15 protein-coding genes and 1 pseudogene are annotated in these 12,588 nt (G+C 70.5%); 10 read left to right on the top strand and 6 right to left on the bottom strand.

The window, feature by feature from the left end:
- Positions 1-26: 26 nt before the first annotated feature.
- Positions 27-119: pseudogene (locus ACZ4WQ_RS27865) on the top strand (IS5/IS1182 family transposase); the annotation flags it as partial.
- Between the two features lie 24 nt (positions 120-143).
- On the opposite strand, the gene ACZ4WQ_RS27870 reads toward ACZ4WQ_RS27865, so the two are convergent.
- On the bottom strand, positions 144-626 hold the full coding sequence (locus ACZ4WQ_RS27870; RefSeq protein WP_385342345.1) for an SLATT domain-containing protein: 483 nt from the start codon (positions 624-626) through the stop codon (positions 144-146).
- 433 nt (positions 627-1,059) lie between these two features.
- Positions 1,060-1,551 (bottom strand): GNAT family N-acetyltransferase, encoded by a 492-nt coding sequence (locus ACZ4WQ_RS27875; RefSeq protein WP_385342439.1) that lies wholly within the window; start codon positions 1,549-1,551, stop codon positions 1,060-1,062.
- Between the two features lie 67 nt (positions 1,552-1,618).
- Here ACZ4WQ_RS27875 and ACZ4WQ_RS27880 point away from each other — a divergent pair, with 67 nt between their 5' ends.
- Positions 1,619-2,203, top strand: a complete 585-nt coding sequence (locus tag ACZ4WQ_RS27880) for a TetR/AcrR family transcriptional regulator (protein ID WP_311726104.1) — start codon at positions 1,619-1,621, stop codon at positions 2,201-2,203.
- Positions 2,204-2,247: 44 nt separating this feature from the next.
- On the opposite strand, the gene ACZ4WQ_RS27885 is transcribed toward ACZ4WQ_RS27880, so the two are convergent.
- The 3 genes from ACZ4WQ_RS27885 to ACZ4WQ_RS27895 all read right to left on the bottom strand — a co-directional run bounded on the left by ACZ4WQ_RS27885 (position 2,248) and on the right by ACZ4WQ_RS27895 (position 3,902).
- Positions 2,248-2,850, bottom strand: a complete 603-nt coding sequence (locus ACZ4WQ_RS27885) for a hypothetical protein (protein ID WP_398376105.1) — start codon at positions 2,848-2,850, stop codon at positions 2,248-2,250.
- Positions 2,847-3,458, bottom strand: a complete 612-nt coding sequence (locus ACZ4WQ_RS27890) for an RNA polymerase sigma factor (RefSeq protein WP_311726106.1) — start codon at positions 3,456-3,458, stop codon at positions 2,847-2,849. Before ACZ4WQ_RS27890 ends, ACZ4WQ_RS27885 begins: the two co-directional genes overlap by 4 nt.
- A 225-nt stretch (positions 3,459-3,683) precedes the next feature.
- Complete coding sequence (locus tag ACZ4WQ_RS27895) at positions 3,684-3,902, bottom strand: hypothetical protein (RefSeq protein WP_398376102.1); 219 nt, start codon at positions 3,900-3,902, stop codon at positions 3,684-3,686.
- Between the two features lie 324 nt (positions 3,903-4,226).
- Here ACZ4WQ_RS27895 and ACZ4WQ_RS27900 point away from each other — a divergent pair, with 324 nt between their 5' ends.
- Complete coding sequence (locus ACZ4WQ_RS27900; protein ID WP_311726108.1) at positions 4,227-4,553, top strand: helix-turn-helix domain-containing protein; 327 nt, start codon at positions 4,227-4,229, stop codon at positions 4,551-4,553.
- 21 nt (positions 4,554-4,574) lie between these two features.
- Here the strand turns inward: ACZ4WQ_RS27900 and ACZ4WQ_RS27905 are convergent, their stop codons facing one another.
- Positions 4,575-5,324 (bottom strand): hypothetical protein, encoded by a 750-nt coding sequence (locus tag ACZ4WQ_RS27905; protein WP_398376100.1) that lies wholly within the window; start codon positions 5,322-5,324, stop codon positions 4,575-4,577.
- Positions 5,325-5,992: 668 nt separating this feature from the next.
- Between ACZ4WQ_RS27905 and ACZ4WQ_RS27910 the strand changes: the two genes are divergently transcribed.
- The 7 genes from ACZ4WQ_RS27910 to ACZ4WQ_RS27940 all read left to right on the top strand — a co-directional run bounded on the left by ACZ4WQ_RS27910 (position 5,993) and on the right by ACZ4WQ_RS27940 (position 12,487).
- Positions 5,993-7,162, top strand: coding sequence for an acyl-CoA dehydrogenase family protein (locus ACZ4WQ_RS27910; protein WP_311726110.1), 1,170 nt, complete (start codon positions 5,993-5,995; stop codon positions 7,160-7,162).
- Complete coding sequence (locus tag ACZ4WQ_RS27915) at positions 7,159-8,112, top strand: bifunctional MaoC family dehydratase N-terminal/OB-fold nucleic acid binding domain-containing protein (RefSeq protein ID WP_385342355.1); 954 nt, start codon at positions 7,159-7,161, stop codon at positions 8,110-8,112. Before ACZ4WQ_RS27910 ends, ACZ4WQ_RS27915 begins: the two co-directional genes overlap by 4 nt.
- Positions 8,112-9,230, top strand: a complete 1,119-nt coding sequence (locus ACZ4WQ_RS27920; RefSeq protein WP_398376098.1) for an acyl-CoA dehydrogenase family protein — start codon at positions 8,112-8,114, stop codon at positions 9,228-9,230. The genes ACZ4WQ_RS27915 and ACZ4WQ_RS27920 overlap by 1 nt, the downstream gene beginning before the upstream one ends.
- A complete protein-coding gene (locus tag ACZ4WQ_RS27925; RefSeq protein WP_385342359.1) occupies positions 9,227-9,682 on the top strand; it encodes a MaoC family dehydratase in 456 nt (151 codons plus the stop codon). The genes ACZ4WQ_RS27920 and ACZ4WQ_RS27925 overlap by 4 nt, the downstream gene beginning before the upstream one ends.
- Positions 9,679-10,845 (top strand): lipid-transfer protein, encoded by a 1,167-nt coding sequence (locus tag ACZ4WQ_RS27930; protein WP_311726114.1) that lies wholly within the window; start codon positions 9,679-9,681, stop codon positions 10,843-10,845. The genes ACZ4WQ_RS27925 and ACZ4WQ_RS27930 overlap by 4 nt, the downstream gene beginning before the upstream one ends.
- A 53-nt stretch (positions 10,846-10,898) precedes the next feature.
- Complete coding sequence (locus ACZ4WQ_RS27935; protein WP_311726115.1) at positions 10,899-11,780, top strand: DUF1906 domain-containing protein; 882 nt, start codon at positions 10,899-10,901, stop codon at positions 11,778-11,780.
- Between the two features lie 176 nt (positions 11,781-11,956).
- Positions 11,957-12,487, top strand: coding sequence for a SigE family RNA polymerase sigma factor (locus ACZ4WQ_RS27940; RefSeq protein WP_311726116.1), 531 nt, complete (start codon positions 11,957-11,959; stop codon positions 12,485-12,487).
- Positions 12,488-12,588: the final 101 nt, after the last annotated feature.

Here is a 12,588-nt window from a genome sequence, read left to right on the forward strand (position 1 = left end):
CTACTCGCCTCGACTGCTGGTGCCGCCGGCCCGAGCGTCATTCCCGCAACTACCTGGCCTTTCTGGGACTTGCCGCAGTCATCTGCTGCTACAAACGCCTCGTCCGCCTCACCACATAGGACACGGTCTAAGTGCGCGCATCTCTAGGCATTGGTCGACGGCGCGGGTTCCCGCCGATGCTCCAGCCAGGTGCGGCTTAGGTCATCCCAGATTGTCTGATACCGGCCGAAGATCTCATTAAGCTGATCGAATGTGAGCTCGTCGGCGGCCGTCGACGCCATGAGGTATTCGAGGTCATCGGCAAGCCGCTGGAACCGATACTGCGCTTCCTCCATCAGAATCCACCGGGAGCGCCAATCGAAGAACGGTTCGACGGCTCCTAGCAACGTCACCAGTGCCACACACGCCAAGGCCAGACCAGCCCACGCGTTGAGATTCTGAAGGCCCAGGATGACGGTGGACGCAGCGGACAGTGCGAGCGTCGTCACCTTGGTGATGGAGGCGCTTCGACCGAACCGCTTTTTCTTGCCGCGGGCGTAGCCGTTGCCCTGACGAATCTTGTCCAGCAGGAAGGCGGCTGCCTCCCTCGGGCTGGGACCGACACCTGGTCCACTGTCCGGCAGCACTCCGCCCCCAAAGCTCTGTCGCGACCTTGCAGCTCGCTCCCCGGCAGACGCTGCCCTGGCATCACGCGGTTCCCTGGCGTCGCCCACGATAACCCCCTGCTACAGAAGGTGATCAAGGCGGTCAAGTTGCGTTGGCACCTGGTCAAGACGCGATGGCACAGGACACCGACAGTGGTGTGGGTGATGGACGCACAGGAGCGTCGGCCGCTGTCTCCTGTGCACATGCGATTCGAAGGGGACGCCAACCTCCCCTGTTCCATGGCTGGGAGGCGTCACCTGACCGGAACTCGACTGGGAACGAGCGGGGGTACCGGCTGACGATCTCGGCGACGCGAGCGTGGATTCACGGACTTCCGGAGAGGGAGACTTCCCGTGCCGGGGGCCGGGTTGTTCACCGCCCCGGGCCTGAGCGTCAGCGACAGTGGGGCGGTCGCTACAGGTGGCGCTGCCAGGTCTGGCCGACGAGGTGGTGACCGAAGCTGTCGTGAGGTTCTTCGGCGACGAGTTCGAAGCCGTGCTTCTGATAGATGCGCCGGGCGGCGCCGAGCACATCGTTGGTCCACAGGGTGATCGCCTCGTATCCGGCCGCCCGCGCGAAGCGCAGGCACTCTTCGACCAGGCGGGCTCCCAGGCCGAGGCCGCGCGCCGCCGGATCGACGAGCAGCAGCCGCAGCTTCGCGGTCCGGTCGTCCGCACGTACGCAGAAGACACAGCCGGCCCGCACCCCGTCGACCTCGGCGATCCATGCCGCCTGCGGCCCGGGTTCCCTCGCGTCGGCGTAGTCGGCGACGATCCGGGCGACGAGCGCCTCGAAGCTGGTGTCCCAGCCGAACTCCCGGTCGTAGAAATCGCCGTGTGCCATCACCACCCAGCCCAGGTCACCGGGGTGGTCCAGCGGCCGAATGGCCACCTCACGCTCCGCCATGATGTCCTCACCCACGCCCGTCACTCCGCCCTTCGCACTGAAACGACTGTTTCAGTAGGCTAGCCCGGTGACCCGATCCGAACCAAGCCCGTCCCCGCGTCGGCAGGAACTGCTGGAGGCGGCCTACGCCTACGCGCTGCGCAGCGGTCTCGGCGAGCTGTCCCTGCGCCCCCTCGCCGAGGAGATCCGGTCCAGCCCACGCGTGCTGCTCTATCTGTTCGGCAGCAAGGACGGCCTGATCCGCGCCCTGCTCGCCCGGGCCAGGGCCGATGAGCTGGCACACATCCAGCGGATCGCGGACTCGCGGAATGACAGCGGTGAGCTGCGGTCGGTCGCGCGTGAGCTGTGGCGGTGGCTGTCCGACGAGGCTCACCGTGGCCTGCTGACGCTGTGGGTGGAGAGCTACGCGCGCTCCCTCACCGACCCGGACGGGCCGTGGGCCGGTTTCGCCCGGGACACGGTCGACGACTGGCTGGAACTGCTCGCCGCCGGCCAGCCCGCCGCACTGCGCGATACCGAGGAGGCGCTCGCGCAGCGCACCCTCGTGCTCGCCGTCCTGCGCGGCGCGCTGCTGGACCTGCTCGCCACCGGCGATGCCGCGCGCACCACCGCGGCGGTACACCTCCACCTCGAGCCGGCCCGGATGGGGTGACGCGGGCCGCCGCCGAACGGCGTCGGCACGGCTCCGCCCCCGGATCAGGCGTGCGCGCTCGGACCGCCGCCTATCCCCGGCACGCTGCACTTCGGGACCTTCGACACCAGCCGGAACGACACCGCCTTGGTCGCGTTGTCCTTGCCGAACTCCGCCACGATGAGCAGCGTCGCCCCGGCGACCCGTCGGCCGTTCGACAAGACGGTGTCGTCCGGGATCATGTCCGGGTGGACGATGGCCTTCGCGGGGTCGGACGGGAACGTCAGCGCGTAGCCCGCGGTGGCCCAGGGGGCATGGGGCGGCGCGCCCGTGGGGCAGTTCTTGTCTCCCTCCAGGACAGCCGCCCGCACGCCCATCTTCTTCAGCTGCTTCTGGAGGCCGGGCAGGCCCTCGGGGCGGTTCAGGAGAAGGGTCAGGGAGCCGTCGTCCTCCCGGGTCACGGCGTACGCGGGCGAGCTGCCCGAGCCGGTCAGCGTCGGCACGACCACGGCCGCGGCGGCCGCCGTCGCCACCGCCGCGATCGCGAACGGGAGGCGAAGGCGACGGGCCGGGGCCCGGGTGGCGGGGGCCGGGGCCGGGGCCGGGTGCGTGGCCATGGCCGACAGCTCCGATGCCAGGCGCTGCTTGAACTGGGTGGGCGTGTTCATGAGACGGCCTCCAGGGTGGTTTCTGCGTGCGTGATGACGGGTGGGCGTTCGGCGCGCACCGCGCGCTTCGCGCGGTGCAGGCGGACCCGCACCGTCGCCTGGTTGAGCCCGAGGACCTGGGCGGCCTCGCGCGGGGTGAGGCCGTCGACGGCCACCAGATCGAGCACCTCGCGCAGCGGCCGGCTCAGCGCGCTGTGCCGCTCCACCAGCTCGCGCGCCGCGCGTTCCGCGTCGATCCGCTCCTCCAGCGCGGCGATGTCCTCCTCGTCCAACATCCGGCGCCCGTTCAGCCGGGCCACCGCGTGCTGTTCGCGGGCGCTGCCCCGGTAGTGGGAGGACAGGACGTTGCGGGCGATGCCGTGCAACCAGGCGGCGGGCGTCCCGCGCCCGGGGTCGTACTGGCCGGTGGCCTCCAGCGCGGCGACGAAGATGTCGGCTGTGAGGTCCGCGGCCAACTGCGGGCAGGTGGTGCGCCGGGTCACGAAGCCGAGGACGGCGTCGAAGTTCTCCTCGTAGAACGCCGCGAATCCCGCGGCGTCCGGCCGCGGCGGCGCGGCCCGGCTCGCCCGTCGTTGGGGCGCTGAGGCCCGTTCGGGTATCAAGGGCACCCGTTCCTCCAAGGTGGTCGGTGGTCCCTTCACCCACTACTTGGACGGGCGGCAGCCATTCGTTTCATCCGTCACGCGCGTCGGCGATCGCGGCGGTGCCCCCATGGAAAGGGCGGACCTCGGCGATCCGCCCTTCTGTGATGGTGATCGTCAGGAGGATGGGAAAGCAGAGGTCCCGGCCGGTGGCACGTGCCGCCTCGCAGCGGCGGCCAGCCCCCTGGACTCTTAGGTCCCCAGGCTGAGAATGGCCACTTCAAGGGGGATCGCGGGCCGTACGGGGAGGGCCGGGGGCTCCTCGCCGCGGCCGGTGTGCGTGGCCGGGACGGCACGCAGACCCTTGATACCGTCGGAGGCCCACTCCGCGTCCGTCGTCGGCAGCGACAGCGTCATGCGCCGACCGTCGGGCAGGGTGGTCTCGAGCTTGCACGGGTCGTCCGCCTGCATGGGAGCTCCCTTCCGTGGACAGGACACGCTCGCCATGAATGGCCGGCCTTGGTTGGAAAGACGGTTGGCGGAGACGAGGGGTTCCCTCCGGGGGAGGTGATCCCGGGTCCCGCGCGCCCCTTCTGCCGCGATCTGGCCGAAAACGTGTGGTGCGTGCCGTCGCCGCAGGTCACGGCCGCGGGATGAAGTGCGATCCGTGCCCTCCTCGCGGGATTGAGCCGAAAGTGGACTTTTAGCTGAAGCTAAAGGTGGGATCCTGACACTGTGAAGAGAAGGAAGAAGGATGCCATGACGCCGACACAGCGCGGTTTGGAGTGATGCATCTTGCCGTGGAAGAGCAAGGGTGTGAGGGCGGAGGCCGCGGACGCGACTGGCGCGCGGCTGGCCAGGCAGGCCACCGTCGAGGTGGCCGGGGTGCTGGGCAAGCGGGACATGAGCCGGGCCGATCTGGCCAGGCTGATGGACGTGAGCCCGGGCCGGGTGAGTCAGATCCTGTCCGGTGACGAGAATCTGACGTTGCGCAGCATCGCCGCCGTGGCGGAGGCGCTTGAACTCGACGTGCAGATCAGCTTCGTTGAGCCCAAGGTGGTCCATCAGGACTCGGCCGCCATGGGGCAGGGCAGTTCCGACGCGTTCGTCTATACCCATTGAAAAGGGGCACGGGCGGGCGCGTCACGGATGTGGCGCAGGGGCTTCGGCGAGCGGTTCGACGGCCATGGCCGTCCGCCGGATTCGCATGAGGTCCCTGTCGCTGCTGCGCTTCCCGTGCTTGTAGCCGAACTCGAGCATCTGCACGCAGGCCTCCCTGGCCTTGGCCAGCGCCTGCCGACAGTCCTCCGCCTCCTCCCGCGTCCGGCGGTGCAGCTCTTTCGGGAAGTCCTGTAGCTCTCGCCGCCGTCGGCTCGCCTCGGCGTCGGCCTCGACCTTCACGGCCTCGTCCAGGAGCGCCTGCACGTCTTCGTGCAGCCCGTCGATGGCCGTCTTGTCCTTGGTCTGCATGGCGCAGCCGCGCAGATGCGCACGGGCGTCGAAGGCGAACATGCGCAGCTGCGCGATGTCCTCGAAGTCCCTGACCAGCCGGTGGCAGCGGCCGTACATGTCGTGGACGAGCCGCCGTTCGAGGTGGCCGAGCAGCACGGCGATGCCCAGCGTGATCAGGGCGACGAACGGCGGGGTGGACTGCTGGTTCTGCTGTTGGCGGACCCGCGGTGCCAGCGCGCCCCCGGCGGCGGCCGCGGCCACGGCGGGGGGTACGTCCGCGGCGTGCGGGAGCAGGAGCGTGATGGTGATCAGCGCGGCGGCGCAGGTGCAGGCCGTGATCGTGCCGCACAGCGCGGCCGACCGGGCGGTCCCCAGCAGGCGGCCCTTCTCGGCGAACCGGTGCACCAGCGAGATCCAGGTGACCAGCGCGCAGAGCCCCATGGGTAACACGAAGTGTTGGAACCACCCCTGTTCATAGAGCTCGTACACCGCTCCCCCTGGTTAAACCGTCCCGGATACCGGGCGTCCGGCCGTGGGGAGAGCGGGAAACCGGATTCCCTGTCCGCCTCAGTGCGGAAGTGTCGGCCAGTGGCCGTGCCATCCCCTCGCGGAGCGCCTCGTCGCGCCATCACGATAGTCCCACCCGAACGCGTAGCGCACAGGTCACTTTCCGTACAACTTTGGATCGTGGTTTGCGTCACGCGTAGGGAGTTCCCGTGCAGACGGGTGTGCGCGGGCCGGGAAACCCGTTTCAAACGCTCCGTGCGCCTTCACCCCGCACACCGCGCCCGCGCTTCCCCATCATGCGTGCGTGGGAATCGGCGGGCTCGTGTGGTTTGTCGGTGACCGGCTGGGCAGCTCTGCTTGCGCGTCTTTCCATCTCTCGCCGACCGCGGAGGAAGTGATTCATTGATCCCAGGGGACGGGTGAGGTCATACGGCCGTGCGGCGGTACTGGGGTGCCGTCGCACGGCTTTGTGCGCCGCCGCACGGTTTCGCTTGTGGCCACACGACCTTGACACCGCCGATTTATCTGACGGATAGTCAGAAAGCTTTCGACCCGCCCGGCCGTACGGGCGACGCCGTCGAGCGAAGGGGAGACCGCTGCCCATGCACCTCGCCCCCACCCCCCGCCAGCGGCGGCTGCGCGAGGAACTCCGCGGCTACTTCCGCGAGCTGATCACCCCCGAGACGCGCGCCGCGTTGCCGGACGACCCGGCCCGGCAGCGGCTGCTGCTGCGCCGCATCGGCGCCGACGGCCTGCTGGGGCTCGGTTGGCCGATCGAGTACGGAGGCAAAGGACGCGGCCCCGACGAGCAGTTCGTGTTCTTCGACGAGGCGTACCGGGCGGGCGCGCCGGTCTCCATGGTCACGCTCAACACCGTCGGCCCGACGTTGATGAAGTACGGCACCGAGGAGCAGAAGCGGTTCTTCCTGCCGCGCATCCTCAGCGGCGAGTTCGTGTTCGCCATCGGCTACTCGGAGCCGGAGGCCGGCACGGATCTCGCCTCCCTGCGCACCAGAGCCGTGCGCGACGGCGGCGACTGGCTGATCGACGGCGCCAAGACCTTCACCAGCAACGCCCACAACGCCGACTGGATCTGGCTGGCCTGCCGCACCGACCCGGCGGCTCGCAAACACGAGGGCATCTCCATCATCCTGGTGCCGACCGACGCCCCCGGCTTCTCGTGGACGCCGATCGAGACGGTGGCCGGACTGACCACCACGGCGACGTACTACGACTCGGTCCGCGTCCCGGCCGACCATCTCGTCGGCCAGGAGAACGGCGGCTGGGGGCTGATCACCAATCAGCTGAACCACGAGCGGGTCGCGCTCGCCGCCATCGGCATGCAGGCCGAGGACTGCTACGAGGCGGCGCTCGCCCACGCCCGCACGCCGGACCCGCACACCGGTGAGCGCCCCGCCGACCGGCCCTGGGTGCGGTCCCGGCTCGCGGAGGCACACGCCCGGCTGGCGGCCACCCGGCTGCTCAACTGGCGGCTGGTGGGGGACGTGGGGGCGGGGACGCTGAGCCCGGGCGATGCGAGTGGGGTCAAGTTCGCGGGAACCGAAAGCGCCGTCGAGGTGTACAGGATGTGTCAGGAGATTGTGGGGGAAGCGGGGCTGATCCGGGCGGGATCGCCGGGCGCGTTCGGCGACGGCGAGCTCGAGCGGATGAACCGGGCCGCGCAGATCAACACCTTCGGGGGCGGTGCGAGTGAGGTGCAGCGGGAAATCGTGGCCACGATGCGGCTCGGCATGCGGCGGGGGCAGCGATGACCGGTGAGCGGAAGGTCGGTTGCGGGGTGGCCGGCGACGATTTATACGGGCGCCTGAGGGCGTACGAGGGCCGGGCGGCCGCGATCGGGGGCGTGGGCAAGGACCCGGTCAACGAGCCGATGATCAGGCACTGGTGCGAGGCGATGGGCGACGCCAACGCGGCCTATCCGGCCATCGCGCCGCCGACGATGCTCCAGGTGTGGACGATGGGCGGGCTGTCCGGCCATGCGGGCGGCTCGGCGCGCTCCGAGGCGTACGACGAACTGCTGGACCTCCTGGACGGGGCGGGCTGTACCTCGGTCGTCGCCACGGACTGCGAGCAGGAGTATCTGCGCCCCCTGCGGCCGGGCGATCGCATCACCTTCGACGCGGTGATCGAGTCGGTCTCGCCGCGCAAGACCACCAAGCTGGGCTCCGGCCACTTCGTCACGACGCGGATGGACATCCGGGCGGGTGGGGAGCTGGTCGGCAGACACCGCTTCCGCATCCTCAAGTACGCCCCGGCGCGACGGGCGTCGGAGGGGAAGGACCGCCCGACGGAGGCCAAGGAGGCGAGGCGCCCGCGCCCGGTGATCAACCGTGACAACGAAGGCTTCTGGGCGGGGGTCGCCGAGCACAGACTGCTCATCCAGCGCTGCACAGGCTGCGGGACGCTCCGTTTCCCCTGGCTCCCGGGGTGCGGTGCGTGCGGCTGCCAGGAGTGGGAGACGGTCGAGGCGTCCGGCGCCGGGACGGTGTTCAGCTATGTCGTCATGCATCACCCGCCGTTCCCGGCCTTCGACCCGCCATACGCCGTAGGCCTGATCGAGCTCGTGGAAGGGGTGCGGATGATCAGCAACATCACGGGCGTGCCGTACGACAAGGTCCGCATCGGCATGCCCGTCGAGCTGGAGTTTCTGCGCGTGGACGCCGATCTGGAGCTTCCCGTCTTCCGAGGGGCGGTGGCCTGATGGACTTCGCGCCCACCGTGGAGCAACAAGCCGCGCGCGAACTGGCGGCGGAGATCTTCGGTGATCTGTCCACTCACGAGCGGCTGTCCGCCCTCGGTACCGGCACGGATACCGAGCTGTGGAAGGCGCTGTGCGCGGCCGGGCTGCCGGCCGCCGTGGAGGAGATCGGCCTGGTCGGGCTGGTGCTGCTGGTGGAGGAGCAGGGCAGGGCCACCGCCCAGGTGCCGCTCGCGGCGACTTGTGCGTACGGCGTGCTGCCGGTGGCCGTCCACGGCACGGCGGAGCAGCGCGAGCGGCTGCTGCCCGCCCTGGGGGACGGCACGGCGGTCGCGACGGGCGCCTTCGGCCCGCGGGTGGCCACCGCGCGCCGGACGGCGGACGGCTGGCGGCTGAGCGGCACCTTCCCGGCCGTGCCCTGGCTGCGGGCGGCGACCCACGTCCTGGTTTCGGCCCGCGTCGCCGGGGCGGGGCCGCGCTGCTTCCTGGTCGAGGTCCAGGCCGCCGGGGCCGGATCCGTCGAGCGCAAAGCCGTCGAGACCGAGGCCGTCGAGACCGAGGCCGTCGGGACCGAGGCCGTCGGGATCGAGGCTGTTGAGACCACTGCGCCATGGGCGGCGGGCCGGCTGAGCCTCGATGGGGCGCCCGCCGAGCCGCTCGGCGGCGTGGAGACCCATGCGGATGTGCTCGGTCGGGCCCGCACCGCGTTCGCCGGGCTTCAGGCGGGGGTCTGCCGTGGTTCGCTCGACCGGGTGGTCCACCACACCGCGGTCCGCCAGCAGTTCGGCCGCCCGCTGTCCACGCATCAGGGCGTGCTGATGCGCGCGGCGGACGCTCATATGGACACCGAGGCCATCCGGGTCACGGCGTACGAGGCGGCATGGCGCTACGACCAGGGCCTGCCCGCCGCCACCCATGCGCTCACCACCGCCTGGTGGGCCTGCGAGGCGGGTAAGCGGGTGGTGCACTCGGGCCAGCATCTGCACGGTGGCATCGGCGCCGATGTGGAGTACCCCGTCCACCGGCACTTCCTGTGGGGTCGGCAGCTGGACGCGTATCTCGGACCCGCGCCCGGGCTCCTGGCCGAGCTGGGCGATGGGCTGGCGGAGGTGGCCGGATGACGGTCCGTGCCACCGCGATCCGGGTCGGCGACGAGCTGCCGCCGCTGCGCATCCCGATCACCCGGACCCTCATCGTCTCCGGCGCGATCGCCTCCCGCGACTACCAGGACGTGCACCACGACGCCGAGGCCGCCAAGGAGAAGGGCTCGCCGGACATCTTCATGAACATCCTGACCACCAATGGCCTGGTGGGCCGGTACATCACGGATCACTTCGGGCCGCACGCCCGGCTCCAGAAGGTCGCGATCCGGCTCGGCGCACCCAACTACCCCGGCGACGAGATGGTGCTGACCGGGCGGGTCACGGCCGTCGCCGACGGCACCGCGGAGGTCTCAGTGACCGGGCGCAACGCGATCGGGAGCCATGTGACCGGCAAGGTCACCCTGCGGCTCCCCCCGGACTTCCCGGACTTCCCGGACTGCCCGGACGCCCCGCACGGGGAGGCCCGATGAGCGTCCGTGGAGTCGACACGCTCGGCGGCCGGGCCGCGGTCGTGGGGATCGGGGCCACCGAGTTCTCCAAGGACTCCGGCCGCAGCGAGCTGAAGCTGGCGGTCGAGGCCGTCCAGGCCGCCCTGGACGATGCCGGGCTCACCCCCGCCGACGTCGACGGGCTGGTCACCTTCACCATGGACACCAGCCCCGAGATCACCGTGGCGCAGGCGTGCGGCATCGGCGAGCTCTCGTTCTTCTCCCGCGTCCACTACGGCGGGGGAGCCGCCTGCGCCACCGTTCAGCAGGCCGCGCTCGCCGTGGCCACGGGCGTCGCCGACGTCGTGGTCTGCTACCGCGCGTTCAATGAGCGTTCCGGCCGCCGCTTCGGGTCCGGCGTGCTGCACCGCGAGCCCTCGGCCGAGGGCACCGCGCTCGGCTGGTCGCTGCCCTTCGGCCTGCTGACCCCCGCCTCCTGGGTCGCCATGGCCGCGCAGCGCTATCTCCACGCGTACGGCCTGGCTCCGGAGGTCTTCGGTCAGGTGGCCGTCGTGGACCGCCGCCACGCCGCCACCAACCCGGCCGCGTACTTCTACGGCAAGCCGATCACCCTCGCCGACCACGCCGCCTCCCGCTGGATCGTCGAGCCGCTGCGGCTGCTGGACTGCTGTCAGGAGACGGACGGCGGCCAGGCCCTCGTGGTCACGAGTGTGGAGCTGGCGCGCGATCTGCCGCATCCGCCCGCCGTGATCACCGCCGCGGCGCAGGGCGCCGGCCGCGGGCAGGAGCAGATGACGAGCTTCTACCGGGACGATCTGACCGGGCTGCCCGAGATGGGAGTGGTCGCCCGCCAGCTCTGGCGCAGCGGTGGGCTGTCCCCCGCCGACATTGATGTGGGCATCCTCTACGACCACTTCACCCCGTTTGTGCTGATGCAGCTGGAGGAGTTCGGCTTCTGCGGGCCGGGCGAGGCCCCCGGCTTCGTCGCCGACGGCGCGCTGCCGCTCAACACCCACGGCGGCCAGCTCGGCGAGGCGTATCTGCACGGTATGAACGGGATAGCCGAAGCGGTGCGCCAGATACGCGGCACCTCGGTCAACCAGGTCCAGGACGCGGCCCGCGTCCTGGTCACGGCGGGCACCGGGGTACCGACATCCGGGCTGCTCATCGGCGCAGACGGCTGAACCGTGCGCGTGTCTGCGGGCCCGGTCCCCCTACGGGCACTTTCACTCTTCATATGGACCGAAGAAAGAAGATCAGATGGAAGGTCGTCGGATGTGCGATCGGCCTGTCCGCGACGCTGGCCACGCTGATCGTCGGCGCCCCTTCCGCCGCCTCCTCTCCGGCGGCGGCCCCCGGCTTCTCCTCGGCGGCGGCCCTCCCCGACCCCCGGCCGCTGGGCGCCAAGGTCTTCCAGGGCTGGGGCTTCGACACGTGTCATGCCCCCTCGCTCGAGACGCTGCGTGCCTGGAGCGGCTCCCGGTACCGCGCGGTCGGTGTCTACTACGGCGGCCGTGGCCGCGCCTGCCCGAGCCAGCCGCACCTGACCGTGTCCTGGATGCGGGGGACCCGCACCATCGGCTGGCGGGTGCTGCCCATCTACGTCGGTTCCCAGTCCCCCTGCGTCCGCAACACGAACAAGAAGCACGTCCCCATCGGCTCCAAGCCCTCGTCGCAGGGGCGCGAGGAGGGCAAGGACGCGGTCAAGCGTGCCAAGGCGCTGGCCATCAAGAAGCGCAGCGCGCTCTATCTCGACATGGAGGCATACGACCAGACGCGCACCGGCTGCGCCAAGACCACCCTCTCCTTCATCCGAGGCTGGTGCCGCGAAGTGCGTTCACGCGGATATTTCCCGGGCTTCTACAGCAGCGCCGAGTCGGGGGTGCTGCATCTGGAGAAGGCCCGGAAGGCGGGCAAGCACGACCTCCCCTCCGTGATGTGGTTCGCGCGCTGGAGCGGGAAGGCGTCGCTGTCCGGTGAACCGGTCCTGGCCAAGAGCGCCTGGCATCCGCACCGCCGTATCCATCAGTACGTAGGCAATGTCACCGAGAAGCACGGCGGCCGGACCCTGCACATCGACCGCAACAAGGTGGACGCACCCGTGGCGATCATCGACTGACTCCCCGGCCCCACTACTTCTGCGGCACACCCCCTGGGGTGCAACCCTGAGGTACTCCCCGCCACCCCTCCGCCCGCAGGAGGTGGTGCCAGCCCTACCCCTACAACCTGAGGCTGAGGCGTCTTCGGCACTTACGGCGGATCCCTGGCCCGCGGCCCGCTCCTAGCGTGGGAGGTATGACCACGAGTGTGTGCACCGGCGCGTCCACCGCCGCCTTTCCGTGTTTCGCGTCATATGTGCGGGCGCGGGGACCGGTGTTGCTGCGCACCGCCCGTTCGCTGAGCGCCAACGCCTGGGACGCGGAGGACCTGCTACAGACCGCGCTGACGAAGACATATCTGGCGTGGGAGCGGATAGAGGACCACAACGCGCTGGACGGGTATGTCCGCCGGGCGCTGGTGAACACGCGGACCTCGCAGTGGCGCAAGCGCAAGGTCGACGAGTTCGTGTGCGAGGAACTGCCCGAGCCGGACCCGGTTCCCGTTCCGGACCCCGCCGAACAGCAGGTGTTGCGGGACGCGATGTGGCGCGCGGTGCTGCGGCTGCCGGACCGGCAGCGGGCCATGCTCGTCCTCAGGTATTACGAGGACCTGAGCGAGGCTCAGACGGCGGAGGTACTGGGCGTCTCCGTGGGCACGGTCAAGAGCGCCGTCTCGCGCGCGCTCGGCAAGCTGCGCGAGGACCCGGCGCTCACTCGGGCTGCCTGAGCCCAGGGCTGCCTGAGCGCGGGCTGCCTGAGCGCGGGCGGCCTGAGCTCGGGCGGCGTGGTCAGGGGAGGGAGTTGGGTGTCGTGACCACCAGGTAGTGA

This window comes from Streptomyces sp. NPDC028305 (genome assembly GCF_055569495.1).